This window comes from Streptomyces sp. NPDC002853 (assembly GCF_053591915.1).
This window is the reverse complement of record NZ_JBSFUS010000007.1, coordinates 324,018-347,868: the sequence shown is the minus strand read 5'-3', so window position 1 is coordinate 347,868 and position 23,851 is coordinate 324,018. Positions and strand designations below refer to the sequence as shown.

Here is a 23,851-nt window from a genome sequence, read left to right as displayed (position 1 = left end):
TCTTCGAGCACCGGTGAGGGTGGCTTCCGGTGGTTCCTTGCCAGGAGGGCCCCTCACGTGCGGCAGACTTGAGGCTCGAAGACCGAAGCGAAGGATGGGTATGCCGACCACACCTGCCACCGCGGCGAACAGTTCGTCGAACGGCACCGGAGAAGCGATCTTGCTGGAACTCGTCGACGAGGACGGCAGGACGATCGGCACGGCGGAGAAACTCTCCGCGCATCAGGCGCCCGGGCAGCTGCACCGGGCGTTCTCCGTCTTCCTCTTCGACGAGCAGGGGCGGCTGTTGCTGCAGCAGCGCGCCCTGGGCAAGTACCACTCCCCCGGCGTCTGGTCGAACACCTGCTGCGGTCACCCGTACCCCGGCGAGGCGCCGTTCGCGGCCGCCGCGCGCCGGACGTACGAGGAGCTGGGCGTCTCGCCCTCACTGCTCGCGGAGGCGGGCACGGTGCGCTACAACCACCCGGACCCCGACTCGGGCCTGGTGGAGCAGGAGTTCAACCACCTCTTCGTCGGGATGGTCCAGGCACCGCTGCGGCCCGACGCGTCCGAGGTCGGCGAGACCGCGTTCGTGACGGCCGCCGAGCTGGCGGAGCGGCACGCGAAGGAGCCGTTCTCCGCGTGGTTCATGACCGTCCTCGACGCGGCACGCCCCGCCGTCCGCGAGCTGACGGGGCCTTCCGCCGGCTGGTGAGTCAACTCTCCTGCGGGCCGGAGCCGTTGGGCTTCAGGGGCAGGGCCGCCCAGATGACCTTGCCCCCGCTCGCGGTGTGCTCGACGTCGCAGGCACCGCCCGCCTCCTGGGTGATCTCGCGCACCAGGAGAAGGCCGCGGCCGCCGGTCTGGCCGTGGTCGGCCACCAGGGCGGTCGGGCGGTAGGGGTGGTCGTCCTCCACGGAGACCCGCACCCACTCGGCGCCGACCGCCACCTCCACCGCCAGCATCGGTGAGAGCAGGGCCGCGTGCCGTACGGCGTTGGTGACCAGTTCGGAGACGATCAGGAGCAGGCCCTGCACGAGGTCGTCCGAGACGGGCACGCCCTGCCGCGCGAGCAGGTCGCGTACCGCGTGCCGCGCCTGGGGCACCGAGGCGTCCACGGCGGCGGCGGTGAACCGCCACACGCCTTCGTACGGCACTTTCGCGGGCTCCCGAGGGAGTGGGCCGGGCCCCCTCCCGTCGTCGTCCATCGTCCGGTCGCCGCCCTTGCGCTCGATTGTCACCACGTGTCGAGTGTTGGGAATACGTTGGTCCGGACCGTGTGACTGAACAGAAGTCAGCGACTATCGACGATATTTGATCACTGGCGCCCGAGCGCGGCTGGCTGGTGACTACTTCTGTCCCTCCGGCTTCGCTTTGAAGGTTTCTTCCGCTTGTACGGGTTGCTCGCCTTGTCCCGTCTCCGGGCCCTCGCTGACCATGCTCACGATCCGGCGCCCGCCCAGGCCCGCGGCAAGCAGGCCGAGGCCGTCGAAGAGCAGCGCGAGCGAGAAGAAGCAGCCGATCACGTACTGGCTGCTGCTGGGCCAGTTGGCGAGCACCAGGATGCCGAGCAGCAGACCGAAGGCGCCCTGCACGAGCGTCCAGCCGAACTGCGGGCCGCGCACCACCAGGCTGCCGACAAGCCGGAAGACACCACCGGTCAGGAAGAGCAGCGCGGCGAACATCGTCAGCGCCTCCGCCGCCACATCCGGCCTGCGGATGATCACGACACCGGCGGCGAGGTTCAGGGCGGCCACCACCACGCCCAGCCAGAAGAAGTTCGTGCCCCGCGACTGCACGGCGTGCAGCAGACCGACGCAACCGCCGATCAGGAGCAGCCAGCCGAACAGGAGCATGGAGGTGAGGGTGGCGACGCCCGTGTAGACGAGGCCCACGAGCCCGGCGATCGCCAGGATCGCACCCAGCAGGGCCAGCCAGCCGAGACTGCGGTTGAGCTGTTTGGCGCCCTGGGCCTGGGGTGCGGCGGCCTCGGCGCGCTTGGATCGGGCCATCAGCGTCTCCGTCCTGCTTCCCCCGCTGCACAGAGTTCTCAGGGCCGCCCCTTCTTGATCGTACGTTCGAGAGGTGCGGATAGCATCCTGCGCATGGAGCCGCAGCTGAGGCAGGCCGTCACCCACGGCGTCGCCACCGTCGTCATCGACCATCCGGCGAAGCGCAACGCCATGACGGCGGACATGTGGCGTCAGCTGCCGCCGCTGCTCGCCGGACTCGCCGCCGATCCGGCCGTGCGGGCGCTCGTCCTGACCGGCGAGGGCGAGACCTTCTGCGCGGGGGCCGACATCTCCTCGCTCCGGGAGTCGCCGGGTGAGGCGCAGGACCTGGCGGTGCGGGCCGAGGAAGCCCTCTCCGTCTTCCCCAAGCCGACGCTGGCCGTGGTGCGCGGCTACTGCGTGGGCGGCGGGAGCCAGCTCGCGGCGGCCTGCGACCTGCGGTTCGCGGACGAGGGCGCCTTGTTCGGGATCACTCCGGCGAAGCTGGGGATCGTCTATCCGTCGTCGTCGACGCGGCGCCTGGTGTCGCTCGTGGGCCCGTCCACCGCCAAGTACCTGCTGTTCTCAGGTGAGTTGATCGATGCCGGGCGGGCGCTGCGCACGGGTCTCGTCGACGAGGTGCTGCCCGCGGGAGAACTGGACAAGCGGGTCGCGGAGTTCACCGCCGTCCTCGCCTCACGTTCGCAGCTGACGCAAGCCGCGGCCAAGGAGTTCGCGGCCGGGCGCCTCGACCGCGACGCCCACTGGGGCGAGCAGGCGCGGGCGGGCGGCGACACCGCCGAGGGGGTCGCCGCCTTCCTGGAGCGCCGGGAGCCGCGCTTCACCTGGACTCCTGGCCGGCCTCCCGGCGACGGCGCTACTGGCTGAGGCGCTACTGGCTGAGGCGGCTCTCCGCGCGGAACTTCTCGACGAGGTGGGCGGGCGCCTTGTGCGGGGACCCGGCGTCGTAGGGCGGCTGGGGGTCATACTCCGTCAGGAGCTGCAGGGTCTGGGCCTGCTCGTCGCCCGCGATCCGGCCGATGAGGGCGAGCCCCATGTCGATGCCGGAGGAGACCCCGGCCGCCGTGACGTACTTGCCGTCGAACACCACCCGCTCCCCCGTCGCCTCCACGCCGAACCGCCCCAGCTCCGGGAGCGCGAGCCAGTGCGAGGTGGCGCGGCGCCCCTTCAGGAGCCCGGCGGCGGCGAGCAGGAGGGAGCCGGTGCACACGGACGTCGTCCAGGTACTTGTGGCGTCGGCGGACCGCAGCCAGCCAAGCAGCGTCTCGCTCTCCATGTGGTCGCTCTGCCCCGGGCCGCCGGGGACGAGGAGGATGTCGGGGTTGGGCACGTCGGCGAAGGCACGGTCGGCGACGAGCGCGAGGGAGCCGTTGTCGTTGCGCACCGGCCCGGGACGCTCCGCCACGAAGACGGTCTCTGCGCCCGGCGTACGGCCGAGCATCTCGTACGGTCCGACCGCGTCCAGCGCGGTGAAGCGTTCGAACAAGGCAATGGCGATCTGCATGGAGTGCTGCCTATCTGTTGAGGGCGGGTGCGGGCCGGGGGACGAGAGGGGCGTGGAAGCGCCGCCGGTACTCGGCGGGCGCCGCCCCGAGGAGCTTGACGAAAGCGCGGCGCATCGCCTCCGGGGTGCCGTAGCCGCAGGCGCGTGAGACCTCCCCGATCCCGTGCGACGTGTCCTCCAGGAGGCGGCGCGCGTGCTCGACGCGCACGCGCTCGACGTACTTGCCCGGCGTCATCCCCGTCTCCGTCTGGAACGCGCGGGCGAAGTGCCGCGGCGAGAGCCGGGCACGGGCGGCGAGCGACTCGACGCAGAGGTTGTCGTCCGGGTGCTCGGTGATCCACTGCTGGACCTCGCGCAGGGGCTCGCGCAGGGCCGTCTGCGCGGCGAGCTGGGCACTGAACTGTGCCTGGTTCCCCGGCCGCCGCAGGAAGACGACGAGGTAGCGCGCGACCATCAGCGCCTCGTCCCGGCTCAGGTCCTCCTCCACCAGGGCCAGGGCCAGGTCGATGCCCGCGGTCACGCCCGCGGAGGTCGCGACATGACCGTCACGGACGAAGATCGGGTCGGGGTCGACCTCGACGGCCGGGTGATCACGCGCGAGCTCGGCGCAGAACGCCCAGTGCGTCGCCACCCGGCGGCCGTCCAGGAGCCCGGCCTCGGCGAGGAGGATGGCGCCGGTGCAGACCGAGACCAGGCGCTGCGCCCGCGGGGCGTTCGTCCGGAGCCAGTCGATCAGGCGGGGGTCGGCCTCGCGGCTGCCGATGCCGCCCGGGGCGAGGAGGGTGTGCGGCAGGGGGGCGTCGGCGAGGGAGGAGTCCGGTACCAGCGTGAGCCCGCTCGACGTGCGGACGGGGCCACCGTCCAGGGAGGCGGTGCGGACGCGGTACGCGAGCCGGTCTCCGCCGTGGCAGGCGGCGGCGCCCGCGAACACCTCCACCGGTCCCGTGACGTCGAGGCTCTGGACACCGTCGTAGAGGACGACCAGGACAGTTCGCTGTTCCATGCCCCGATTGTTGGCCTCCCACCGGATGGCCGCAATGACGAATGGCCCTCCTTTCCTGCCACCGGCGGCGGTGACGCGCGGGCGGCCAGTTCTCGCGGCGCCCCGGGCTTCACGTCATACCAACCAGTCGGTAGCGTGCGGCCATGACTTCTCTCAAGCCCCCCTCCCCGGCCGCGGCACTGCACCCGCGCGCGGGACGCCGGTGTCACAACGTGCTCAATTCGCTGCACTCGACGCACTACTTCTCGCCCGACACCGGGCGCGAGCTCACCGAGATCGGCATCACCCACCCCAAGGCCGTCAATTTCGCCGTGCGCACCGCGGCGATGGGGCCGGTCGGCGCCGGAGTGGTCACGGCGGCGTTCTACAACTACAAGCACGAGACGGTCGCCCGGCACGTGCCCGGGATCTGGCGCATCGCGTCCCCCGAAGACGTCCTCGCGGCACGCGCGCGTGCCGTCGACTCGACGCTGCGGCGCCTCCTCGGAGAGGAGGCCCTCGCGTCGCCGGAGATGGCGGAGGCCGCCGAGCTCGCGCTGCGCGCCACCGAGGCCTGCTCACGCTCGGCACGGCCGCTCTACGCCGCCCACGCGGACCTGCCCGTACCCGAGCAGCCCCACCTGGCGCTCTGGCACGCCGCGACGCTGCTGCGCGAACACCGGGGCGACGGGCACCTCACGGCCCTCCAGCACGCCGAACTCGACGGCCTGGAGGCGCTGGTGAGCCACACGGCCACCGGCAAGGGCATGCGGCCGAAGTGGAACTTCCACACGCGCGGCTGGACCCAGCAGGACTGGGACGAGGCCGTTGAGCGGCTGCACGCCCGCGGACTGCACGACGGGGTGGCCGAGTTGACCGAGGCGGGCGTCGCGCTGCGCAAGGACGTCGAGGAGGCCACGGACCGCCTGGACCGGGCACCGTACGAGCACCTGGGCGCGGCCGGCGTCGAGCGTCTGACGGAGCTGGGGACCGTCTTCGCGGGCGCGGCGCTCCAGGCGGGAGCGTTCCCCGCGGATCTGCTCGGCAAGGAGTAGCCGGACCCACGGCGCGGTCGGCACCACGGCGCAGGCATGGGTGGCGCCGTGCGAGGTACTCGTTCGTCTCCGCTCCGGCGCATCTGGCGCCGGACCGGGCGACGAAAGGGGAAATCCCGTGTTCCGAGCGATCGCAGATGTCCTGCGCCAGATCGGCGCGGCACTCGCCACCGTGGTGACGCTGCCGTTCCGCGCCGTTGCCCGGCTGTTCGGCGGTGCCTCGAGCTCCACACGGCGATCGGGGCGCCGGTCCGGACGCCGCCCGGGGCGGGCGAGCCGGGTCTGATCCCCCCGCTGTCGGTGCCACCTGCCACAATTGCCCCGCAACCCCAGTGAGAAGGCGGGAAACGTGGCACCTCTGCAGACGTCCACAGCATCGATCGAAGGCAGGATCGCCGAAGAACTCGGCGTACGGGAGCGGCAGGTGAAGGCCGCCGTCGACCTGCTCGACGGCGGCTCGACGGTGCCCTTCATCGCTCGCTACCGCAAGGAAGCGACCGAGATGCTCGACGACGCGCAGCTGCGCACGCTCGAGGAGCGGCTGCGTTATCTGCGGGAGCTCGAGGAGCGGCGCGCCGCGATCCTCGAATCGGTCCGCGAGCAGGGCAAGCTCACCGACGAGCTGGAAGCGCAGATCCGCGCCGCGGACACCAAGGCTCGGCTCGAGGACATCTACCTGCCGTTCAAGCCGAAGCGCCGCACGAAGGCGCAGATCGCCCGCGAGGCAGGGCTCGAACCGCTGGCCGACGGCCTGCTCGGCGACCCCTCGGTGGACCCGCACGCCGCGGCCGCCGCCTTCGTGGACGCCGACAAGGGCGTCGCCGACCCGCAGGCCGCGCTCGACGGTGCCCGCGCGATCCTCGCCGAGCGGTTCTCCGAGGACGCCGACCTGATCGGTGAGCTGCGTGAGCGCATGTGGGTGCGCGGCCGCCTCGCCGCGAAGGTCCGTGCGGGCAAGGAGGAGGCGGGCGCCAAGTTCGCCGACTACTTCGACTTCGCCGAGCCCTTCAAGGAGCTCCCCTCGCACCGCGTCCTCGCGATGCTGCGCGGCGAGAAGGAGGACGTGCTCGATCTCGTCCTGGAGCCGGAGGAGGCCACGGAGGGCCCGTCCTCGTACGAGGGGATGGTCGCCCACCGCTTCGGCGTCGTGGACCGCGGCCGCCCGGCCGACAAGTGGCTGCAGGACACGGTGCGCTGGGCCTGGCGGACCCGCATCCTGGTGCACCTGGGGATCGACCTGCGCCTGCGCCTGCGCACGGCCGCCGAGGACGAGGCCGTGCGGGTCTTCGCGTCGAACCTGCGCGACCTGCTGCTCGCCGCACCCGCGGGCACGCGCGCGACGCTGGGGCTCGACCCCGGTTTCCGTACGGGTGTGAAGGTCGCCGTGGTCGACGCGACCGGCAAGGTCGTCGCCACCGACGTCATCAACCCGCACGTCCCGGCGAACAAGTGGGACCAGTCCCTGGCGACGCTCGCGAAGCTCGCCAAGGAGCACTCGGTCGACCTGATCGCGATCGGGAACGGCACGGCGTCCCGCGAGACGGACAAGCTCGCCGGTGAACTCATCACGAAGCACCCGGAGTTGAACCTCACGAAGGTGATGGTCTCCGAGGCGGGCGCCTCGGTGTACTCCGCTTCGGCCTTCGCCTCGCAGGAGCTGCCCGACATGGACGTGTCGCTGCGCGGCGCCGTGTCCATCGCCCGGCGCCTGCAGGACCCGCTCGCCGAGCTGGTGAAGATCGACCCGAAGTCCATCGGCGTCGGCCAGTACCAGCACGATCTCTCCGAGGTGAAGCTGTCCCGCTCCCTCGACGCGGTCGTCGAGGACTGTGTGAACGGCGTCGGCGTGGACGTGAACACGGCCTCCGCCCCGCTGCTCTCCCGGGTCTCCGGCATCGGCGCCGGCCTCGCCGAGAACATCGTGGCGCACCGCGACACGAACGGCCCCTTCTCCTCCCGCAAGGGCCTCAAGGACGTCGCACGGCTCGGCCCCAAGGCGTACGAGCAGTGCGCGGGCTTCCTGCGCATCCGCGGCGGCGACGACCCGCTGGACGCGTCCAGCGTGCACCCCGAGGCGTATCCGGTGGTGCGCAAGATGGCGAAGAAGACGGGCGGCGAGGTCGCCTCGCTCATCGGCGACACGGCGACGCTGCGCTCGCTGCGGGCGGACGAGTTCGTGGACGAGTCCTTCGGCCTGCCCACCGTCAGCGACATCCTGAAGGAGCTGGAGAAGCCGGGCCGCGACCCGCGTCCCGCCTTCAAGACGGCGACCTTCAAGGACGGCGTCGAGAAGATCTCCGACCTCGCGTCCGGGATGGTCCTGGAGGGGGTCGTCACGAACGTGGCGGCGTTCGGCGCCTTCGTGGACATCGGCGTCCACCAGGACGGGCTCGTCCATGTCTCCGCGATGTCCAGGACGTTCGTCAAGGACCCGCGTGACGTGGTGAAGCCGGGCGACATCGTCAAGGTGAAGGTGATGGACGTCGACATCCCGCGCAAGCGGATCTCGCTGACGCTGCGCCTTGACGACGAGGCGAGCGCCTCCGGCGGGGAGCAGCCGAAGCGGGGCGGGCGTCCCCCGCAGCAGCGGCAGCAGGGCGGCGGCCAGCGCCCCCAGCGGCAGGGCGGTGGTCAGGGGAAGCGGCAGCAGGGGCCGCCGCCGGCCAATGACGCGATGGCGGACGCCTTGCGGCGGGCCGGGCTCCTGGACCCCAAGAAGCGCTGACCCGGGGAGAGTTGACGGAGGTCAGGGTGACAGTTCGGTCACCTTGCCCTCCGTCACCTCCAGCCGCCTCGTCACCCGCACCGCGTCCAGCATCCTGCGGTCGTGCGTCACCAGGAGCAGCGTGCCCTCGTACGCCTCCAGGGCGGACTCCAACTGCTCGATGGCCGGCAGGTCGAGGTGGTTCGTCGGTTCGTCGAGGACCAGGAGGTTGACTCCCCGGCCCTGGAGCAGCGCGAGGCCCGCCCGGGTGCGTTCGCCCGGGGAGAGGGTGGCCGCGGGGCGCAGGACGTGTGCCGCCTTCAGGCCGAACTTGGCCAGCAGCGTGCGGACGTCGGCCGGTTCGGTGTCGGGCACGGCGGCGCAGAACGCGTCCAGGAGCGACTCCGGACCGTGGAACAGCGCACGGGCCTGGTCCACCTCGCCCACGAGCACTCCGGAGCCGAGTGCCGCGTGGCCCGCGTCCGTGGGGATGCGGCCGAGCAGGGTGCCGAGCAGGGTCGACTTGCCCGAGCCGTTCGCGCCGGTGATCGCCACCCGGTCCGCCCAGTCGATCTGCAGGGTCACGGGGCCGAGCGTGAACGCGCCGCGGTGCACCTCGGCGTCGCGAAGGGTGGCGACGACGCTGCCGGAGCGCGGAGCCGACGCGATCTCCATCTGCAGCTCCCACTCCTTGCGGGGCTCCTCCACGGCGTCGAGCCGTTCGATCATGCGCTGCGTCTGGCGCGCCTTGGCTGCCTGCTTCTCGCTGGAGTCGCTGCGGAAGTTACGGCCGATCTTGTCGTTGTCCCCCGCCTTGCGCCGGGCGTTCTTGACGCCCTTGTCCATCCAGGACCGCTGCATCTGGGCGCGGCCTTCCAGGGCGGATTTCTTGTCGGCGTACTCCTCGAACTCGTCGCGGGCGTGGCGCCGTGCGACGTCTCGCTCCTCCAGGTAGGCGTCGTAGCCGCCGCCGTAGAGGTTGACCTGCTGCTGGGCGAGGTCGAGTTCGAGGACCTTGGTGACGGTGCGGGTGAGGAACTCGCGGTCGTGGCTGACGACCACCGTGCCGGCCCGCAGTCCGCGGACGAAGCTCTCCAGGCGTTCGAGGCCCGCGAGGTCGAGGTCGTTGGTCGGCTCGTCCAGGAGGAAGACGTCGTAGCGGGACAGGAGCAGGGAGGCGAGGCCCGCCCGGGCGGCCTGGCCGCCGGAGAGCGAGGTCATGGGCTGGTCGAGGCTGACGTCGAGGCCGAGGGAGGCGGCGACCTCCTCCGCCCGCTCGTCGAGGTCCGCGCCGCCGAGCGCCAGCCAGCGCTCCAGGCTGGAGGCGTACGCGTCGTCGGCGCCCGGGGTCCCGTCGACCAGGCCCTGGGTGGCCTCGTCCATGGTCCGCTGGGCTTCGTCGACACCGGTGCGGCGGGCCAGGAAGGCGCGGATGGTCTCGCCGGGGCGGCGGTCGGGCTCCTGCGGCAGGTGGCCCACGGCCGCGCCGGCCGGGGCGAGGCGCAGTTCCCCGGTCTCCGGGGTGTCCAGGCCGGCGAGGAGGCGCAGGAGGGTCGACTTGCCGGCGCCGTTGGCACCGACCAGGCCGATGACGTCGCCGGGCGCGACGACCAGCTCCAGTGCGGAGAAGAGGGAGCGGTCGCCGTGGCCTGCGGCGAGATTCTTGGCGACGAGGGTTGCGGTCATCAGGGGGTCGAGTTTAGGCGAGACCCGAGCTCGCTCGTCCGGCAGCACGGCCCGGCCGTCACGTGAGGCGCAGGCCGCCGAGTTTGTCCGGGTTGAACTGGAAACGCATGTTGTGGATCAAGCCGTCCGCGAGGTCGTAGGTCAGGCACCCTCCGATGTAGTCGCCCAGTTTGAAGAGGACGCCCAGTTCGCCGTTGATGGTGGCGGGCTCGCAGGTGACGCCCGTCATCACGGGCTTGGCCAGGACGCCGAGGAACCAGCGCGCCACATGGTCGGTGCCGTGCAGCGGGCGGCGGGCCGCCGTGACCTTGCCGCCGCCGTCCGACCATGCGGTGACATCAGGGGCGAGGAGTTCCATGACCGCGTTCAGGTCGCCGCCCGAGCAGGCCGCGAGGAAGCGCGCGGTGACCTGGCGGCGCTCGTCCGCGTCCGTGTCGAAGCGGGGGCGGCGCGCCTGGACGTGGGCGCGGGCGCGGCGCGCGATCTGCCGGACCGTGGCCTCGGGGCGGTCCACGGTCTCGGCTATCTCCGCGTGCGAGTAGCCGAAGACCTCGCGGAGCAGAAAGACCGCGCGCTCCACCGGGCTCAGGGATTCGAGGACGACCAGCATGGCCGTGGAGACGGTGTCGGCCAGCTCGCTCTCCTCGGCTATGTCGGGCGCGGTCAGGAGCGGTTCGGGAAGCCACGGGCCGACGTACTTCTCGCGGGTGGCCCGCGCCGAGGTGAGGCGGTTCAGCGACAGGTTGGTGACGGTGCGCACCAGGTAGGCCTTGGGGTGGCGGACGGTTTCGCGGTCCGCGGAGTTCCAGGTCAGCCACGCGTCCTGCAGGACGTCCTCGGCATCGGTGACGCTGCCCAGCATCCGGTAGGCGGTGGAGTGCAGCAGTCGCCGGTGCTCGAGGAACGGGTCAAGTGCGGGCGTGGCGTCGGTCATCGGGGCATGCTCCCAGCGTGGCGACAGGGCGACAAGGCGTACGCGGCCCTCGCCCGGCCCCTTCACTTGCGGAGGCGGGTCGCCCGTATCGCGGTGACCGCGAACTGGTGGCGAGGCTCGTCACGCGTCCCTCGCGGGCCGGGTCGCGCGGCCGCCGTGGGACAAGTAGGCGGAGACGTAGACGCGCTTGGTGAGGCGGTACATCTTGACCGGACTGCCGCTGATCAGCTCCTTGTAGGCGACAGCGGGCCTGCCGCGCAGGAACCAGCGGCGCGGGGTGTCGTCGGCGCGGGTGAACTGGATGACCGCGTCACGGCGGCCGAGACTGACGGGCTGGTGGAAGTAGCCGAAGCGAAACGGCTTGACGCTCTTGCCACGCAGCCGCCCGGCCAGGGCGTCGGCGGTGTACGCGGCCGTGGGGAGGCCGCTCTGGCAGGTGCCGTGGACCTGGCCCCAGGCCTGGTGGACGGCGGCCGCGTCGCCGATCGCGTGGATCTCCGGGTGCGAGGTCGAGCGGAGGGTCGCGTCGACCAGGATCAGTCCGCGTTCGTCGACGGCGATGCCCGCGTCCGCGGCCAGGGCCGGTACCCGTACGCCGGTGGTCCACAGGCACATGTCGGTCTGGACGATCACGCCGTCGGCCAACTCGACCCCGCCGGGCAGGACTTTGCTGATGGCGGAGCCGGCGCGAAGGGTGATGCCGAGGCGTTCGAACGCGGCGTGGAGGTGGGCGCGCGCCTTCGTGTTCAGCAACGGGCCGGGCTCGCTCCGACTGATCAGCGTGACGCGCAGGCCGGGGTGGCTCTCGGCGATCTCCGTGGCGGCCTCGACGCCGGTCAGGCCGCCTCCGCACACACTCACCGAGCCTCCGGTCGCGGCCAGTTGGGCGAGACGCTCCACGAAGTGGCGTGCGTTTTTCGGATTGTTCAGGGTGTGGGCATGCTCGGCGGCTCCGGGGACCGTGCTCGTGTCGGTGGCGCTGCCGAGGGCGTACACCAGGCTGTCGTAGGCGAGTTCGGCGGACCCGTCAGGTGTTTCGACGGTGACCGCCCGGCCCGCGGTGTCGATGGCCGTGGCCGTGCCCCGGACGAACACGACGCCCGTCCCGTCGAGCAGATCGGCGATGTGGTGATCCGCCAACTCCTGCCCGGCGAAAACCTGATGCATCCGCAGCCGCTCGGTGAAACGGGGCGAGGGATTGACCAGGGTGACGCGGACGCCGGTGCGCCGGGTGCGGCGGGCCAGACGGATGGCGCACAGCATGCCGGTGTAGCCGCCGCCCAGGACGAGGATCCGGTGGTTGGTCTCCATCTTCGACTCCCGCGCTCATGCCCCGGATTCGGGGGCGTCTTGTCGGTGACGCCCATGGGACAAACACGCCGGCCCTGGCGTGACAGGTCGGGGGTGTGAGCCACGTCACACAATCGCAGCCCCCTCGGGGAGAAGTCGAAGACTCTCGGATCATCTCACTATCGGAGCCGTCAGGACGCTGTCCGTCGTCCGGGCCACCACGAACGATTCTCCCTTCGTCGCCTTGGCGTCGAGCCGGACGCGGTGCTCGCCCGGTTCCAGGACGCCGTCGAAGACCTCGTGGACCTGGGTGCGGGAGAGCCGGTCCAGGCGGTAGGCGACGAGCTGCACCCGGCACGTCGAGGTGATCTCCACGTCCGCCGAGCCGTCGGCCGCCGCGAGCCGCGTCAGACGCCGCAGTTCCAGCGGGCTGCGGTCCAGGGCGTGCTCTATCTGCGCGACCAGGAGCGGGATGATCGGGGCAAGCCCGTCGACGTACGCGACCCGGAGTCCTGCCCCGTCGAAGGCCGCCCGCACCCCGTCGCGTGTCACCGCAGGGACGGAGCGGCCGAAGGCCACCGCCCCGTACGTCCGCAACTCGTCCGGGGGCACGCCCGCGGCGTCCGCCGCGATCTCGGCGCCGACTCCGATCGTGCGCAGCGCCGCCGCGAGCTTGGCCAGGACGGCGACGCGGGCGCCGATGAGGAGCACCCTGCGGCGCGGCGCCGGCTCGCCCGCGGTCAGCAACTGCCGCAGTGCCTCGCGGTATTCGGCTCCCTGGAACCGGAAGGGCCCTATGCCGTGATAGCCGTTGAGCTGCAGGTCGGCCCGGTCGGCGGTCTGCCAGGCGAAGTCCCGCCATACGTAGGCGTCGGTGCCGTCCGGTGCCCGCTCGATGACCGCGGTGACCGCTCCGCAGTCCAGGCCCTCGCACTCGGGACAGCCGTAGATGACGTGCCGGTCGTCGAGCAACGGTGCCCGGGTCTCCAGGAGGAGTCCGCGTACATGGTGGGTGAAGATCGCGGGTGGTACGTCGGAGGCGAGCGGGGAGACGGCGTCGAGGTCGGAGAGCTGGAACAGCAGCGGGCGCCCGTTCACGATGAAGTCGACGAAATCCCGGTGGACTTGGAAGTCACCGTTGGCGAGAACTCCACCGGCGCGCATGGCCGGTGCCAGACCGAAAGTCGCGTACTCGGCAGACATGGTGTGAGTATCCCCATCTGGGCGGTGATGTGAGCACGGCATGACGGATTCCGCCACGTTCCCCGTGGGGAGGGGGTGCCGGTCAGTGAGCCGGACGGCACGGACCGGCCGTACGCATGGTCGATGGCGTACGCGGCGAGACGCGGCTGGACTTTCCGCCGCCGGTGCCGGGGGTGCGAGGACGCGCAGAAGGCGGCGCGCCTCGGACACGAAGCGGCCGCCTCCTGAAAGCGGATGAACTCAGACCTTGGTGGCCCCGCTGTCCTCCTCGTCTCCGTTGTCGCTCGGGCCGATGCGGAGCTCGAAGTCACCGTCGTACTGCTCGTGGCCCGCGATCACGGCCTTCTCGACGGCCTCCGTGCCGTGCTCACCGCGGACGATCAGCGGGTCGTGGCGCAGGTCCCGCATCAGGGCCACGCACATCCCGATCATCACCAGGGTGAAGGGCGCGGCGACCAGGATCGTCAGATTCTGCAGGCCCTGGAGTGCGTTGCCGGACCCGTCGCCGATGAGCAGCATGATCGCTGCCACGGCTCCCGTCACGACGCCCCAGAAGACCACCACGAGCTTGCCGGGTTCCAGCGCGCCCTTCTGCGAGAGCGTGCCCATCACGATCGACGCCGCGTCGGCACCCGACACGAAGAAGATGCCCACGAGGATCATCACGAGCAGGCTCGTCACCGTGGCGATCGGGTACTCGTGCAGCAGGCCGAAGAGCTGGCCCTCGGGGGTCGACTCGCCACCGAGACCGCCGCTCTCCTTGACCTTCATCGCCGATCCGCCGAAGACGGCGAACCAGACGAGGCTGACGGTGCTCGGCACCAGGATGACGCCACCGACGAACTGCCGGATCGTGCGCCCGCGGCTGATCCTGGCGATGAACATGCCCACGAAGGGCGTCCAGGAGATCCACCAGGCCCAGTAGAAGACCGTCCAGCTGCCCAGCCAGTCCGAGACACCCTTGCCGCTCGACGCCTCGGTGCGCCCGATGAGCTGGGGCAGGTCGCCGAGGTAGGAGCCGATCGAGGTCGGCAGCAGGTCGAGGACGATGACGGTTGGGCCCGCGATGAAGACGAACACGACGAGCAGCAGCGCGAGCACCATGTTGATGTTGGACAGCCACTGAACGCCCTTCTCCACACCGGAGATGGCGGACGCCACGAAGGCCACCGTGAGGACGGCGATGATGGCGACGAGCAGGCCGGTGCCCGCGTTCTCCATCCAGTCGAGCACCTCGAAGCCGCTGCCGATCTGCAGGGCGCCGAGGCCCAGCGACGCGGCGGAGCCGAAGAGCGTCGCGAAGATGGCGATGATGTCGATGACCCTGCCCCAGGCGCCGTTCGCGCGCTTCTCGCCGATGAGCGGCGTGAAGACGGCGCTGATGGTCTGCCTGCGCTTGCGCCGGAAGGTGCTGTACGCGATGGCCAGACCCACGACCGCGTAGATCGCCCACGGGTGGAGCGTCCAGTGGAAGAGGGTGGTGGACATCGCCGTTTCCATCTTCGCCGCCGAGTCGGCGGGATCGGTGCCCGGCGGGGGCGTGGTGAAGTGGGCGAGCGGCTCGCTCACGCCGTAGAACATCAGGCCGATGCCCATACCGGCGCTGAACATCATCGCGACCCAGGAGATGGTGCGGAACTCCGGCTCCTCACCCTCCTCACCGAGGGTGATCTTTCCGTACCTGCTGCAGGCGAGCCAGAGCGCGAAGACCACGAACCCGCTCGCCGCCAGCATGAAGGCCCAGCCACCGTTGTGGATGAGGCCGTTGAGCATCTTCGTGGAGGCGCTCTCGAGCGAGTCCGTCGCCACGGCACCCCAGACCACGAAGGCCAGGGTGAGCACGGCGGTCACGCCGAACACGATGCGGTCGGTCTGGGGATGGGCGCCGCCATGAGCGGCGTGCATCAGATGTCCGTCCCCTCCCCCGCCGTCCGCTTTCTGTTGGTCTTGCGTCACAAGTACACCTCTCACGGTTTCGCATTCGTACAAACTCTGTGGTCCGCTACCCAGTACCACATGTGACGCACCTAACAACCACTCAACAATTGGTGTCGGGCGAACCTGTGACGAGGTGGTAGGCAGCGCGCTCGTCGAGAAGCAACGGTACGAGAGATCGCGCCGACTGCCGCATCGGCACGTAGGCTCCCTTGCCGTCCTTCCTGACCTTTACTCCGTGCAGGGCGAGTTCGTCCTTGATGTCGCCGAACTGGCCCGCGTCGAGCCGGTAGCCGCACGGCGGGTCCTGGATCACCTCGGCGGGCTCGGCGGGGTCGTTGTCGGCGCCGCCGACATAGACGGGCCCGCGGTCGCGGAAGCCTTCGAGGCGGGCCGCGCCGGTGGCCGCCTCCAGCTGTCCGCGCCGTTCGTCGGCGTAGGTGAACAGGCCTTTCAGCGCCGCCAGTTGAGAGGTGACGCGGCGCCGGTTGTTCAGCGCCTCGTCCTTCTTCTCGGCCTCGGTGAGCGGATCGACGCGGCTCTCGATGAGCAGACCGGCCGCGTGCTTGATGCCGGAGACGTTGCGCAGGATGCGTTCCTGACCGTCACCCGCCGTCTGTTTGATGGGCTCACCGGTCACCGGATCGGTCCAGATTCCATACGTCCCCGTCGTATGTCCCGCCTTGCCCGCGGCGGGCCTGACGTACGCCTTGGACAAGGTCTGCGCCTCCTTGTGGACCGCCTCGTCGGTGTTGAGGTTGCGCGGCCACAGGTCGAACAGGTCTTTGTCGTAGTACTTCGGGGTGGCGCCGTACTCGTGCAGGTCGTAGATGGAGTCGGGCTTTTTGTCGCGGATGACGGCGGCCATGGCGCGGGCCTCCGCGGTCTGCAGGGAGATGTGGTCGCGGTTGATGTCGACGCCGTCGGAGTTGCCGCGGGTGTCGGCGGCGCGGCCGTCCGGATTGGCGGTGGGGATGACGAGGAGTGTGGTGCGCGAGAGGAACTTGTGGGTCTTCTTGTCCTTCGCGTACGCCAGATCGCGGATGGTCGACAGGCAGGCGTCGCGGCCCGACGGCTCGTCGCCGTGCTGGCTGCAGATCAGCAACACCGTGTTCTTCGTGGGGCGTTCGCCGATGCGGACCAGCTGCACGGGCCGGTCCTGCTTGGTGGTGCCGATGCGGGACACCGAGACCCGGTCGGTCGCCTTGTCGACGGTGGCGAGCAGCTTCTGCTCCTCGGGCTGACTGGTCCAGCGCGCGCCGTTGCTCTCCTCGAACCCGGTGCGGGGCGGGGACGGCGTCGCCTGCGCGGGCACCGTCAGGAGCGGCGCGGCGAGCGCGGCGGTGGCGCAGGCGAGCGCCAGGGTGCGGACACGGGGCCTGAGGCGGCCGGTGCGGGGGCTCATGAAGTGCTGCCTCCAGGTACGGGGCGGAACGGACGCGGCGGGGCCACGCCGTCGAGACGGGAGTCGCGGTCGGTGACGGTTCCGGTGGCGCGGAAAGCGTCGGCGCCGCCCACCAGCGGGACCTGCGCCGACGTACGGGACAGGTCGATGGCGAGCGTCGGGGTGTCGGACGGCGGGTCGATGAGGCCCTTGTCCGTGCCCGCGATGATCAGCGCGAGGCGGTGGCCCTTGGGCACGACGTGGTCGCTCGCGGCCAGGTCGAGGGTGATGGTGTGCTTCTTGCCCGGCGTGAGGGGACGGCCCTGGTGGTCGTCGGCCCAGTTGCCGAGGTCGGCCCAGCCGCGGCTGAAGACGGTGTGGTCGACGTCGGCGGTCTTCGCCTTCGTCTCCTTGAAGCAGGAGCTGTCGCCGCCGGTGCTCGGGCCCCAGCAGGTGCGCTCGGGAAGCGTGGTGATGCCCTCGCCGGCACTCGCGTAGTCACGGATGGTGGCGGGGCCGAGGTCGACGAGGACCGCGGAGAGGTGGGCGGTGCGGGTCGTCGGGGTCGCGGTGACGGTGACCTCGGAGGAGCCGGAGAGTCGCAGGTCGCTGCCGAGGGGTCGGCTGACGAACCCGGCCTTCGACGGGGTGGAGGTGTCGATCTGTGCGGCCCAGTCGGTCTCGCTCAGGTTCGGGTCGTCGGTGAAGGTCTCGGTGCCGGAGCCGGGGCGCGTCCCCAGGGTGCCGACGCCGGGCGAAGTCCCCTTGCCGGGGCGGAGCTTGACCGTGTCGGTGGAGCGCGGGGGCCAGACGCGGTCGGTGGTCCACCGTCCGGGTGCGCGCTCGATGTCGGCCATCGGCTCGCGGTCGATGCCGTTGTCGTATCCGAGGAGTTCGTGGTCGAACCAGCGGTGCAGGGTGCGCACCCAGTCACCGCGGCGGAAGTCGAAGGGGTCGACGTGACCGGTCTGGCTGAGCCACACCTTGCGGTCGACGCCCTCGTCGGCGAGCGCGTCCCACCACTGGCCGAAGTGCTTCATCCGGACGTTCAGGTCCTGCATGCCGTGTACGGCGAAGACGCTGGCCCGCACCTTGTCGGCGTCCGGGGTGTGGTCGCGTTCGCTCCACAGCCGGGTCCAGTCGCCGGTGCGGGGCGCCTCGTCGACGAGGCGCTTCTGTACGGCGCCGCAGCGGGCCCTCGCCTCCGGGCTCTCCACGTAGTCCGAGAGCCATTCGGGGCCGCTGTCGTAGAGCGGGGCGCCCTTGGCGAAGTAGTAGTCGTACCACGAGGAGATCGCGCCGATCGGGACGATCGTCTTGAGACCTCGCACTCCGGTGGCGGCCACGCCGTTGGCGACCGTGCCGTCGTAGCTCTTGCCGATCATGCCGGTGGCGCCGTTCGACCAGGACGCCTTGGCGCTCTTGCCTCCGGTGCGGGTGGTGTAGCCGCGGGCCCGGCCGTTCAACCAGTCGACCACGGCCTTGGCGGACTGGACGTCGGAGCGGCCGCCCACGTCCACGCAGCCGTCGGAGCGGTTCGTTCCCGCGAGGTCGACGGCGACGAATCCATAGCCGCGGGGGACGAAGTAGTTGTCGTAGTAGAGCGGGAACTGGACGGGGTTGCCGTCCGCGTCGTACGTCTTCTTCTGGCTCTCGTTGCCGCGCCCGCAGCAGGAGTAGTACGGGCTCGCGTCCATGATCACGGGTATTTTCCGGCCGTGCTGCGCCGGTTCGCGGGGCCGGACGATGTCGACGGCGACCCGGTCGGTCTTCCCGTCGCTGTCACCGTCGATCTTCGTGTCGACCCAGACGGATTCGCGGATCGCGCTCTCGTACGAGTAGACGGGCTTGCTCTCACGTGGGGCGCTCGGCGCCCCTTGGGCGGCTCCCGGGGTCAGGAGCGTGGACAGCAGGGCGGCGATGGCCGCCGCCGGCAGGGATCTCCAGATCAAGCGCGTGCGTCGCGCACGTATCGGCATGGCGCGGAAGGTACACCGGTCAACTCCCGCGCGACAGAGGGCCGTACACACGCATGACAGGTTCGTGGGGCGTTTTGGCACATGTCGGCCGAATGGCGATCGTGTGACAGTAGCGACCATGGACATGACGCGTGGCCAAGGGCTCAATATGGTCGGACCCAGCTACGGATCCACCCCTTCGACGCGTACGACTTGGAGCTCTTGTGCACCGCAGACTCATCGCCCCGGGCGCGCTCGCGGCCTCCCTGCTGCTGGCGATCCCGGCATCGGCGGCCGACTTCACCCCTGGGGCGCCGGGTATCGGCGATCCCTACTACCCGGCGAGCGGCAACGGCGGATACGACGTCTCGCACTACGACCTGCGGCTGAAGTACCAGCCGAAGACCGACCTGCTCGAAGGCACGGCGACCATCAACGCCACCACGACGCAGAACCTCTCCCGCTTCAACCTCGACCTCGGCCTGAAGGTCAGCGAGGTGCGCGTCAACGGCAAGAAGGCCGCCTTCAAGAAGTCCGGCGAGCAGGAGCTGGAGATCACTCCGGCGGCAGGACTGCCCAAGGGCACACCGATCACGGTGGTCGTCCGTTACGCGGGCAAGCCGTCCGAGGTGAAGATCAACGGCTTCACCGCATGGGCGCGCACGCCGGACGGCGGTGTGGCGGCGCAGGAGCCCGACTCGGCCGCCTGGTGGTTCCCGTCCAACGACCACCCGCTGGACAAGGCGACGTACGACGTCTCGGTCTCCGTGCCCGACGGTTCGCAGGCCATCTCCAACGGCGTACTGCAGTCGCAGAGTTCGAAGCTCGGCTGGACGCGCTACAACTGGCGCTCGAACAAGCCGCAGGCCAGCTATCTGGCCACGCTCGCCGTCGGCAAGTTCGACATCACGACCGACAAGACCGCGGACGGTCTGCCCGTCCTGAACGCCTACAGCAAGGACCTCGGCGACAACGCGGGGGCCGCGCGGGCGAGCATCGAGCGCTCCACCGAGGTCGCCGAGTGGCTGGAGACGGTCTTCGGCAAGTACCCCTTCAACGCCCTTGGCGGGTACGTCCCGAACGTGACGAGCGGCTTCGCCCTGGAGACGCAGACGCGGCCGTTCTACAGCCCGAGGCAGTTCGCGAACGGCTCGAACGTGTCCGTCGTGGTCCATGAGCTGGCCCACCAGTGGTACGGCGACAGCGTGTCCGTCGACGGCTGGAAGGACATCTGGATCAACGAGGGCTTCGCGCGGTACAGCCAGTGGCTGTGGTCGGAGAAGGAGGGCGAGGGGACGGCGCAGGAGCTTGCGGACTACGTGTACGCGCAGCACCCCGCCGACGACCCGTTCTGGAAGGTCAAGCCGGGCGACCCCGGTCCGGAGAACCAGTTCGACATCGCCGTGTACGACCGCGGGGCGCTGGCCCTGCAGGCGCTGCGCAACGAGATCGGCGAGAAGTCCTTCTCGGCGATCTTGAAGGGGTGGCCGAAGGAGCACGCGTACGGGAACGCGAAGGTGAGTGACTTCGTGAAGTACGCGGAGAAGGTCTCCGGGAAGCCGCTGGCTTCGCTCTTCGACGCGTGGCTGTTCCAGCCGTCCCGGCCGGATGCTCCCGCCGCGCGGGGCGCGGGGATCGCTCGGTCCTCGGCGGTCCCGGCCGCACCGAAGTCGTGGAAGTCCATCGCTGCGACGAACGGTGTGCACGGGCACGGTCGCGGCCACGATCACGGGCACGGTTCCGGTCACTGATACTGAGCCGCCGCTTCGCGGCGGATGCTTCCCGCCCACCCACCTGATCACCCGGCAGCGAGCTGCTGGGAAGGGTGGGTGGGTCGGCGGGTGGGGGAATCAGCCCGTCCGGCGCTTGAGGACGAGCTCGGCAGAGGCGGTGGTTCTTCCCCGGTGCGCCCGAGCCCTGCGAGCCATCGGCAGGTAGCGCAGGCGTTCCGGCAGGCGGGGCACCACCGTCCGCACGACTCCGCCGAGGCGGCGCAGCCTCCGCTCCTGCGCCGCCGTCCACGGCAGCCCGATGGCCGCCCTCGCGTCCGGGGGCATCAGGCCGATCGTGATGAAGCGCCGGAAGCGGGCCAGCGGCGGCAGCAGCAGCGGCCACAGGGCGCGCAGCGTCACCCGCAGCAGGTAGGGGCCGCGGTCCGGTGGCGGGACCGGGCGGTCCGTGGCGACGAGGTCGCGGACCACCTCGGTCTCCTCGAGCTCATCGGCGAGGATCTTCGCGTAGTACGGCCAGAACTCCTCGATCGTCTGCGGCATGTCCCGGTCACGTATCCCGAGAATGCGGCCCACCTGGAGCCACTCCGCGTACAGCTGCCGCGCCTGCGCCTCGGTGAACGGGCGGCCCAGGTACTTCTGCGCGTGGTGGTAGACGGGGAACCCGGTGGCGTGGACCCACGCGTAGTAAGCGGGCGTCAGCGCGTGGTAGCCACGGCCGTGCGCATCCGTGCCTTGTATGTGTTTGTGCAGGTCACGCAGTCTGCGCCCTTCCTCGGCCGCGCTCTCGCCGCCGTACACCCAGGTCTGCAGGGACCGCAGCGACCGCTCGCCGCGCCCCCAGGGGTCGGTCCGGAAGACGGAGTACGTGTCGACACCCGCGCCCACCGCGGGGTGCGCGACCTGCATCGTGAGCGCGGCGGGCAGCGCGAGCAGGGCGCGGACGTCGCCCGCGATGTCCCACAGGATCCCGCCGGGCGGGGGCGGCTCGGGAGTCTGGCGGCGGTCCGGCATCACACGGCTCCCAGGGTTCGGGGCGGCGGGCCCCGCCGGTCGGTGCCCGGTTTGTACGTCTTCCAGTATGCGACTGCCCAGGTCACGGCCATCCACAGGGGTGGCGGCCCGCACCCGTCCCGCATCTCCCGTCCGGCGGTGACCCGCGGCAGCGGTGTTGACGCGTCCGGCGATACAAGTCGATAGTTCTTGTAACTTTGACACACCGAGCGGAGGAAGGGCATCAAATGGCTTGGCGCGGGGGCAAGTTGAGGCCAGTGACGGCCGGTCAGGTACTCGTGGACGCCGCCGAGGTCCGCTACACCGTACTGAGGCAGCGTCGGCCCGCACTGCCCGTACCCCGGTCACATCCCTGGAGTGCCGCATGACCACCTTCTTCGTACGTTCCCCCGCCACCGGCGAACCGGTCGGCGAGCACCCGGTGCACGGCGCCGACGACATCGCGCACGCGGTCGCACGCGGCCGGGGCGCCGCCGCCGTCTGGGCGGGGCTCGGCTGGTCGGGCCGCCGTGCGCGGCTGCTCAAGTGGAAGCGGTCGCTCGCCGTGCGGATGGACGAGCTCGCGGGGACGGTCGCCGCCGAGACGGGCAAGCCGGAGCACGACGCGCGCGCCGAGGTGCTGCTGTCCCTGGTCCACCTGGACTGGGCGGCCCGGCACGCGCACGGCGTGCTGCGGGTGCGCCGGGTTCCCTCGGGGCTGCTCTCGGTCCACCAGCGGGCGCTGCTCGGCTACCGGCCGCTGGGCGTCGTGGGGGTGATCGGTCCGTGGAACTACCCCGTCTACACCCCCATGGGTTCGATCGGCTACGCACTCGCGGCGGGCAACGCCGTCGTCTACAAGCCGTCCGAACTGACGGCGGGCACCGGGGTGTTACTGGCGTCGACGTTCGACGACGCCGTGCCGGACTGCGCGGGGCTGTTCCAGACGGTGACCGGGCCCGGGTCGACCGGGCAGGCGCTGGCCGAGGCGGGTGTCGACAAGGTCGCGTTCACCGGATCACCGGGGACCGCACGCAAGGTGGCCCAGGTGTGCGCGCGGTCGCTGACGCCGCTCCTCGCGGAGTGCGGGGGCAAGGACGCGGTGATCGTGGGCGCGGACGCCGACCTGACGGCGGCCGCGGACGCGGTGGTGTGGGGCGCGATGGCCAACGCGGGGCAGACCTGCGCCGGTGTGGAGCGGGTGTACGCGGTCGAGTCCGTGCACGAGAGGCTCTGCTCGCTGATCGTCGAGAGGGCGCGTTCGCTCAGCGCCGGGGAGACCTACGGGCCGATGACGCTGCCCGCCCAACTCGGCGTCGTGGAGCGTCACATGAAGGAGGCCCTGGCCGCGGGGGCGCGGGCGCCGCTCGGCGGCCCCGAGGCCGTGCGCGGACCCTATGTGCATCCGGTCGTCCTGGTGGACGTGCCCGAGGACTCGCCCGCGATGACGGAGGAGACCTTCGGCCCGGTGGTCGCGGTGAACCGCGTGCGCGATCTGGACGAGGCCGTACGGCGGGCCAACGCGTCGGCGTACGCGCTGGGCGCGGCGGTCTTCACCGGGTCGCGCAGGACCGGGCTCGCGGTGGCCGCGCGGCTGAACTCCGGCGCTGTGTCGGTGGGTTCGGTGCTCGGGTTCGCGGCTGTGCCCGCGCTGCCGTTCGGCGGCACCGGGGAGTCGGGGTACGGCCGGATACACGGCGCCGAGGGGCTGCGGGCGTTCGCGGTGCCGCGCTCGGTGACGGTGAAGCGGTTCGCGCCGTACGCGGACCTGACGTCGTTCACGACCGCGCGGGAGAAGACGGCGCGGGCGGTGGAACTGGGGCGCAGGCTGCACACCCGGCTCTAGGCCGCCCGTTCACCGACTCTCGGTGCTCAGCTGCCGAGCAGCGGGACCAGGTAACGGCGCGCGAAGTCCCGTACGTGGTCGTCCTCTTCGAGTGCGAAGCAGCTCACCGGATTGAGCAGGAAGGAGACCGTGATCCGCACCATCAGCTCGGCCACCGGCGTCGGATCACCTTCCTCCTTCCCCTCGGCCCGCTGCGCGCGGCGCAGCCGGTCCGTGAGGTATCCGCGCATCGCGAGGAAGGCAGGGCCGCTTTCCAGCGTCAGGAACGGCAGCATCGTCTCCGGTTCCAGGCGCATCAGGCCGCCGATGAGCGGGTGTTCGCGGATGTGCCGCAGCACCACGACGAAGCCCTCGACGATGCGGTCCTCCATCGTCGGGAGCGGGGCGACGGCCTCGTCCACCTCCCCCACGAACCGGCGGTACTCGCGCAGCAGGCAGGCGGAGACGAGCGCCTCCTTGTTGCCGATGCGGCGGTACACGGTGACGCGTGAGACCTTGGCGCGCTTGGCGACGTCGTCGACGGTCGAGCGGCGCAGGCCGAACGTCATGAACTGTTCGCGCGCCGCGTCGAGTATCTGCTCGGTCAGGGCGTCGGGCGGCGGCGCCGCGTCCAGCGCGCGCTCCATCATCGAATCCATGAGCCCTCCCCGTCGTCC

Annotated in this window: 20 protein-coding genes; 7 read left to right on the top strand and 13 right to left on the bottom strand. The window is 70.9% G+C overall.

Features of this window, described 5'->3' with window-relative positions; translation table 11 throughout:
• Positions 1 to 100: 100 nt before the first annotated feature.
• The gene (idi, locus tag ACWD02_RS21110; RefSeq protein ID WP_451212838.1) at positions 101 to 694 is read left to right on the top strand and encodes an isopentenyl-diphosphate Delta-isomerase; all 594 of its coding nucleotides are present in this window, start codon (positions 101 to 103) and stop codon (positions 692 to 694) included.
• Between the two features lies 1 nt (position 695).
• Here the strand turns inward: idi and ACWD02_RS21105 are convergent, their stop codons facing one another.
• Together ACWD02_RS21105 and ACWD02_RS21100 are read right to left on the bottom strand one after the other, a co-directional pair.
• Positions 696 to 1,187, bottom strand: coding sequence for an ATP-binding protein (locus ACWD02_RS21105; RefSeq protein ID WP_451213360.1), 492 nt, complete (start codon positions 1,185 to 1,187; stop codon positions 696 to 698).
• A 141-nt stretch (positions 1,188 to 1,328) separates the two neighbouring features.
• Complete coding sequence (locus ACWD02_RS21100; RefSeq protein ID WP_451212835.1) at positions 1,329 to 1,991, bottom strand: HdeD family acid-resistance protein; 663 nt, start codon at positions 1,989 to 1,991, stop codon at positions 1,329 to 1,331.
• 93 nt (positions 1,992 to 2,084) lie between these two features.
• Here ACWD02_RS21100 and ACWD02_RS21095 point away from each other — a divergent pair, with 93 nt between their 5' ends.
• Positions 2,085 to 2,858: an enoyl-CoA hydratase/isomerase family protein gene (locus ACWD02_RS21095; RefSeq protein WP_451212833.1), complete on the top strand. Its 774-nt coding sequence runs from the start codon at positions 2,085 to 2,087 to the stop codon at positions 2,856 to 2,858.
• A gap of 4 nt (positions 2,859 to 2,862) precedes the next feature.
• On the opposite strand, the gene ACWD02_RS21090 is transcribed toward ACWD02_RS21095, so the two are convergent.
• Complete coding sequence (locus ACWD02_RS21090; protein WP_451212830.1) at positions 2,863 to 3,495, bottom strand: DJ-1/PfpI family protein; 633 nt, start codon at positions 3,493 to 3,495, stop codon at positions 2,863 to 2,865.
• A gap of 10 nt (positions 3,496 to 3,505) precedes the next feature.
• Positions 3,506 to 4,498: a GlxA family transcriptional regulator gene (locus ACWD02_RS21085; RefSeq protein WP_451212827.1), complete on the bottom strand. Its 993-nt coding sequence runs from the start codon at positions 4,496 to 4,498 to the stop codon at positions 3,506 to 3,508.
• A 143-nt stretch (positions 4,499 to 4,641) separates the two neighbouring features.
• On the opposite strand from ACWD02_RS21085, the gene ACWD02_RS21080 reads away from it, so the two are divergent.
• The 3 genes from ACWD02_RS21080 to ACWD02_RS21070 all read left to right on the top strand — a co-directional run bounded on the left by ACWD02_RS21080 (position 4,642) and on the right by ACWD02_RS21070 (position 8,257).
• Positions 4,642 to 5,532 (top strand): SCO6745 family protein, encoded by an 891-nt coding sequence (locus tag ACWD02_RS21080; RefSeq protein WP_451212824.1) that lies wholly within the window; start codon positions 4,642 to 4,644, stop codon positions 5,530 to 5,532.
• Between the two features lie 118 nt (positions 5,533 to 5,650).
• Entirely contained in the window at positions 5,651 to 5,818 is a 168-nt protein-coding gene (locus ACWD02_RS21075; protein ID WP_451212821.1) for an LPFR motif small protein, read from the top strand.
• 63 nt (positions 5,819 to 5,881) lie between these two features.
• The gene (locus ACWD02_RS21070) at positions 5,882 to 8,257 is read left to right on the top strand and encodes a Tex family protein (protein ID WP_451212818.1); all 2,376 of its coding nucleotides are present in this window, start codon (positions 5,882 to 5,884) and stop codon (positions 8,255 to 8,257) included.
• A 21-nt stretch (positions 8,258 to 8,278) separates the two neighbouring features.
• Here ACWD02_RS21070 and ACWD02_RS21065 read toward each other — a convergent pair whose 3' ends face one another.
• From ACWD02_RS21065 to ACWD02_RS21035, 7 genes are all read right to left on the bottom strand, one after another.
• Entirely contained in the window at positions 8,279 to 9,922 is a 1,644-nt protein-coding gene (locus tag ACWD02_RS21065; RefSeq protein WP_451212815.1) for an ABC-F family ATP-binding cassette domain-containing protein, read from the bottom strand.
• 58 nt (positions 9,923 to 9,980) lie between these two features.
• Positions 9,981 to 10,856: an RNA polymerase sigma-70 factor gene (locus tag ACWD02_RS21060; RefSeq protein ID WP_451212812.1), complete on the bottom strand. Its 876-nt coding sequence runs from the start codon at positions 10,854 to 10,856 to the stop codon at positions 9,981 to 9,983.
• A gap of 120 nt (positions 10,857 to 10,976) precedes the next feature.
• A complete protein-coding gene (locus tag ACWD02_RS21055; protein WP_451212809.1) occupies positions 10,977 to 12,167 on the bottom strand; it encodes an NAD(P)/FAD-dependent oxidoreductase in 1,191 nt (396 codons plus the stop codon).
• A gap of 150 nt (positions 12,168 to 12,317) precedes the next feature.
• Positions 12,318 to 13,349 (bottom strand): oxidoreductase, encoded by a 1,032-nt coding sequence (locus tag ACWD02_RS21050; RefSeq protein WP_451212806.1) that lies wholly within the window; start codon positions 13,347 to 13,349, stop codon positions 12,318 to 12,320.
• A gap of 240 nt (positions 13,350 to 13,589) precedes the next feature.
• Positions 13,590 to 15,254: a BCCT family transporter gene (locus ACWD02_RS21045; protein WP_451212803.1), complete on the bottom strand. Its 1,665-nt coding sequence runs from the start codon at positions 15,252 to 15,254 to the stop codon at positions 13,590 to 13,592.
• 133 nt (positions 15,255 to 15,387) lie between these two features.
• On the bottom strand, positions 15,388 to 16,689 hold the full coding sequence (locus ACWD02_RS21040; RefSeq protein WP_451212800.1) for a M14 family metallopeptidase: 1,302 nt from the start codon (positions 16,687 to 16,689) through the stop codon (positions 15,388 to 15,390).
• On the bottom strand, positions 16,686 to 18,647 hold the full coding sequence (locus ACWD02_RS21035; protein ID WP_451212797.1) for a Xaa-Pro dipeptidyl-peptidase: 1,962 nt from the start codon (positions 18,645 to 18,647) through the stop codon (positions 16,686 to 16,688). The genes ACWD02_RS21040 and ACWD02_RS21035 overlap by 4 nt, the downstream gene beginning before the upstream one ends.
• Positions 18,648 to 18,850: 203 nt before the next feature.
• Between ACWD02_RS21035 and ACWD02_RS21030 the strand changes: the two genes are divergently transcribed.
• Positions 18,851 to 20,377 carry a M1 family metallopeptidase gene (locus ACWD02_RS21030; RefSeq protein ID WP_451212794.1) on the top strand — a complete coding sequence of 509 codons (1,527 nt, stop codon included), beginning with the start codon at positions 18,851 to 18,853 and terminating at the stop codon, positions 20,375 to 20,377.
• A 99-nt stretch (positions 20,378 to 20,476) separates the two neighbouring features.
• Here ACWD02_RS21030 and ACWD02_RS21025 read toward each other — a convergent pair whose 3' ends face one another.
• Positions 20,477 to 21,370 carry an oxygenase MpaB family protein gene (locus ACWD02_RS21025; protein ID WP_451212791.1) on the bottom strand — a complete coding sequence of 298 codons (894 nt, stop codon included), beginning with the start codon at positions 21,368 to 21,370 and terminating at the stop codon, positions 20,477 to 20,479.
• Between the two features lie 364 nt (positions 21,371 to 21,734).
• Between ACWD02_RS21025 and ACWD02_RS21020 the strand changes: the two genes are divergently transcribed.
• Positions 21,735 to 23,195 (top strand): aldehyde dehydrogenase family protein, encoded by a 1,461-nt coding sequence (locus ACWD02_RS21020; protein ID WP_451212788.1) that lies wholly within the window; start codon positions 21,735 to 21,737, stop codon positions 23,193 to 23,195.
• 26 nt (positions 23,196 to 23,221) lie between these two features.
• Here ACWD02_RS21020 and ACWD02_RS21015 read toward each other — a convergent pair whose 3' ends face one another.
• Positions 23,222 to 23,833: a TetR/AcrR family transcriptional regulator gene (locus ACWD02_RS21015; protein WP_451212785.1), complete on the bottom strand. Its 612-nt coding sequence runs from the start codon at positions 23,831 to 23,833 to the stop codon at positions 23,222 to 23,224.
• Between the last annotated feature and the right edge of the window lie 18 nt (positions 23,834 to 23,851).

What these genes read in the sequence shown, in the direction of transcription:
- ACWD02_RS21025 (WP_451212791.1), bottom strand. Translation starts at nt 21,370, where the DNA reads ATGCCGGACCGCCGCCAGACTCCCGAGCCGCCCCCGCCCGGCGGGATC.
- idi (WP_451212838.1), top strand. Translation starts at nt 101, where the DNA reads ATGCCGACCACACCTGCCACCGCGGCGAACAGTTCGTCGAACGGCACC.
- ACWD02_RS21020 (WP_451212788.1), top strand. Translation starts at nt 21,735, where the DNA reads ATGACCACCTTCTTCGTACGTTCCCCCGCCACCGGCGAACCGGTCGGC.
- ACWD02_RS21045 (WP_451212803.1), bottom strand. Translation starts at nt 15,254, where the DNA reads ATGCACGCCGCTCATGGCGGCGCCCATCCCCAGACCGACCGCATCGTG.
- ACWD02_RS21095 (WP_451212833.1), top strand. Translation starts at nt 2,085, where the DNA reads ATGGAGCCGCAGCTGAGGCAGGCCGTCACCCACGGCGTCGCCACCGTC.
- ACWD02_RS21040 (WP_451212800.1), bottom strand. Translation starts at nt 16,689, where the DNA reads ATGAGCCCCCGCACCGGCCGCCTCAGGCCCCGTGTCCGCACCCTGGCG.
- ACWD02_RS21050 (WP_451212806.1), bottom strand. Translation starts at nt 13,349, where the DNA reads ATGTCTGCCGAGTACGCGACTTTCGGTCTGGCACCGGCCATGCGCGCC.
- ACWD02_RS21060 (WP_451212812.1), bottom strand. Translation starts at nt 10,856, where the DNA reads ATGACCGACGCCACGCCCGCACTTGACCCGTTCCTCGAGCACCGGCGA.
- ACWD02_RS21065 (WP_451212815.1), bottom strand. Translation starts at nt 9,922, where the DNA reads ATGACCGCAACCCTCGTCGCCAAGAATCTCGCCGCAGGCCACGGCGAC.
- ACWD02_RS21080 (WP_451212824.1), top strand. Translation starts at nt 4,642, where the DNA reads ATGACTTCTCTCAAGCCCCCCTCCCCGGCCGCGGCACTGCACCCGCGC.
- ACWD02_RS21090 (WP_451212830.1), bottom strand. Translation starts at nt 3,495, where the DNA reads ATGCAGATCGCCATTGCCTTGTTCGAACGCTTCACCGCGCTGGACGCG.
- ACWD02_RS21015 (WP_451212785.1), bottom strand. Translation starts at nt 23,833, where the DNA reads ATGGATTCGATGATGGAGCGCGCGCTGGACGCGGCGCCGCCGCCCGAC.
- ACWD02_RS21085 (WP_451212827.1), bottom strand. Translation starts at nt 4,498, where the DNA reads ATGGAACAGCGAACTGTCCTGGTCGTCCTCTACGACGGTGTCCAGAGC.
- ACWD02_RS21035 (WP_451212797.1), bottom strand. Translation starts at nt 18,647, where the DNA reads ATGCCGATACGTGCGCGACGCACGCGCTTGATCTGGAGATCCCTGCCG.
- ACWD02_RS21105 (WP_451213360.1), bottom strand. Translation starts at nt 1,187, where the DNA reads ATGGACGACGACGGGAGGGGGCCCGGCCCACTCCCTCGGGAGCCCGCG.
- ACWD02_RS21055 (WP_451212809.1), bottom strand. Translation starts at nt 12,167, where the DNA reads ATGGAGACCAACCACCGGATCCTCGTCCTGGGCGGCGGCTACACCGGC.
- ACWD02_RS21100 (WP_451212835.1), bottom strand. Translation starts at nt 1,991, where the DNA reads ATGGCCCGATCCAAGCGCGCCGAGGCCGCCGCACCCCAGGCCCAGGGC.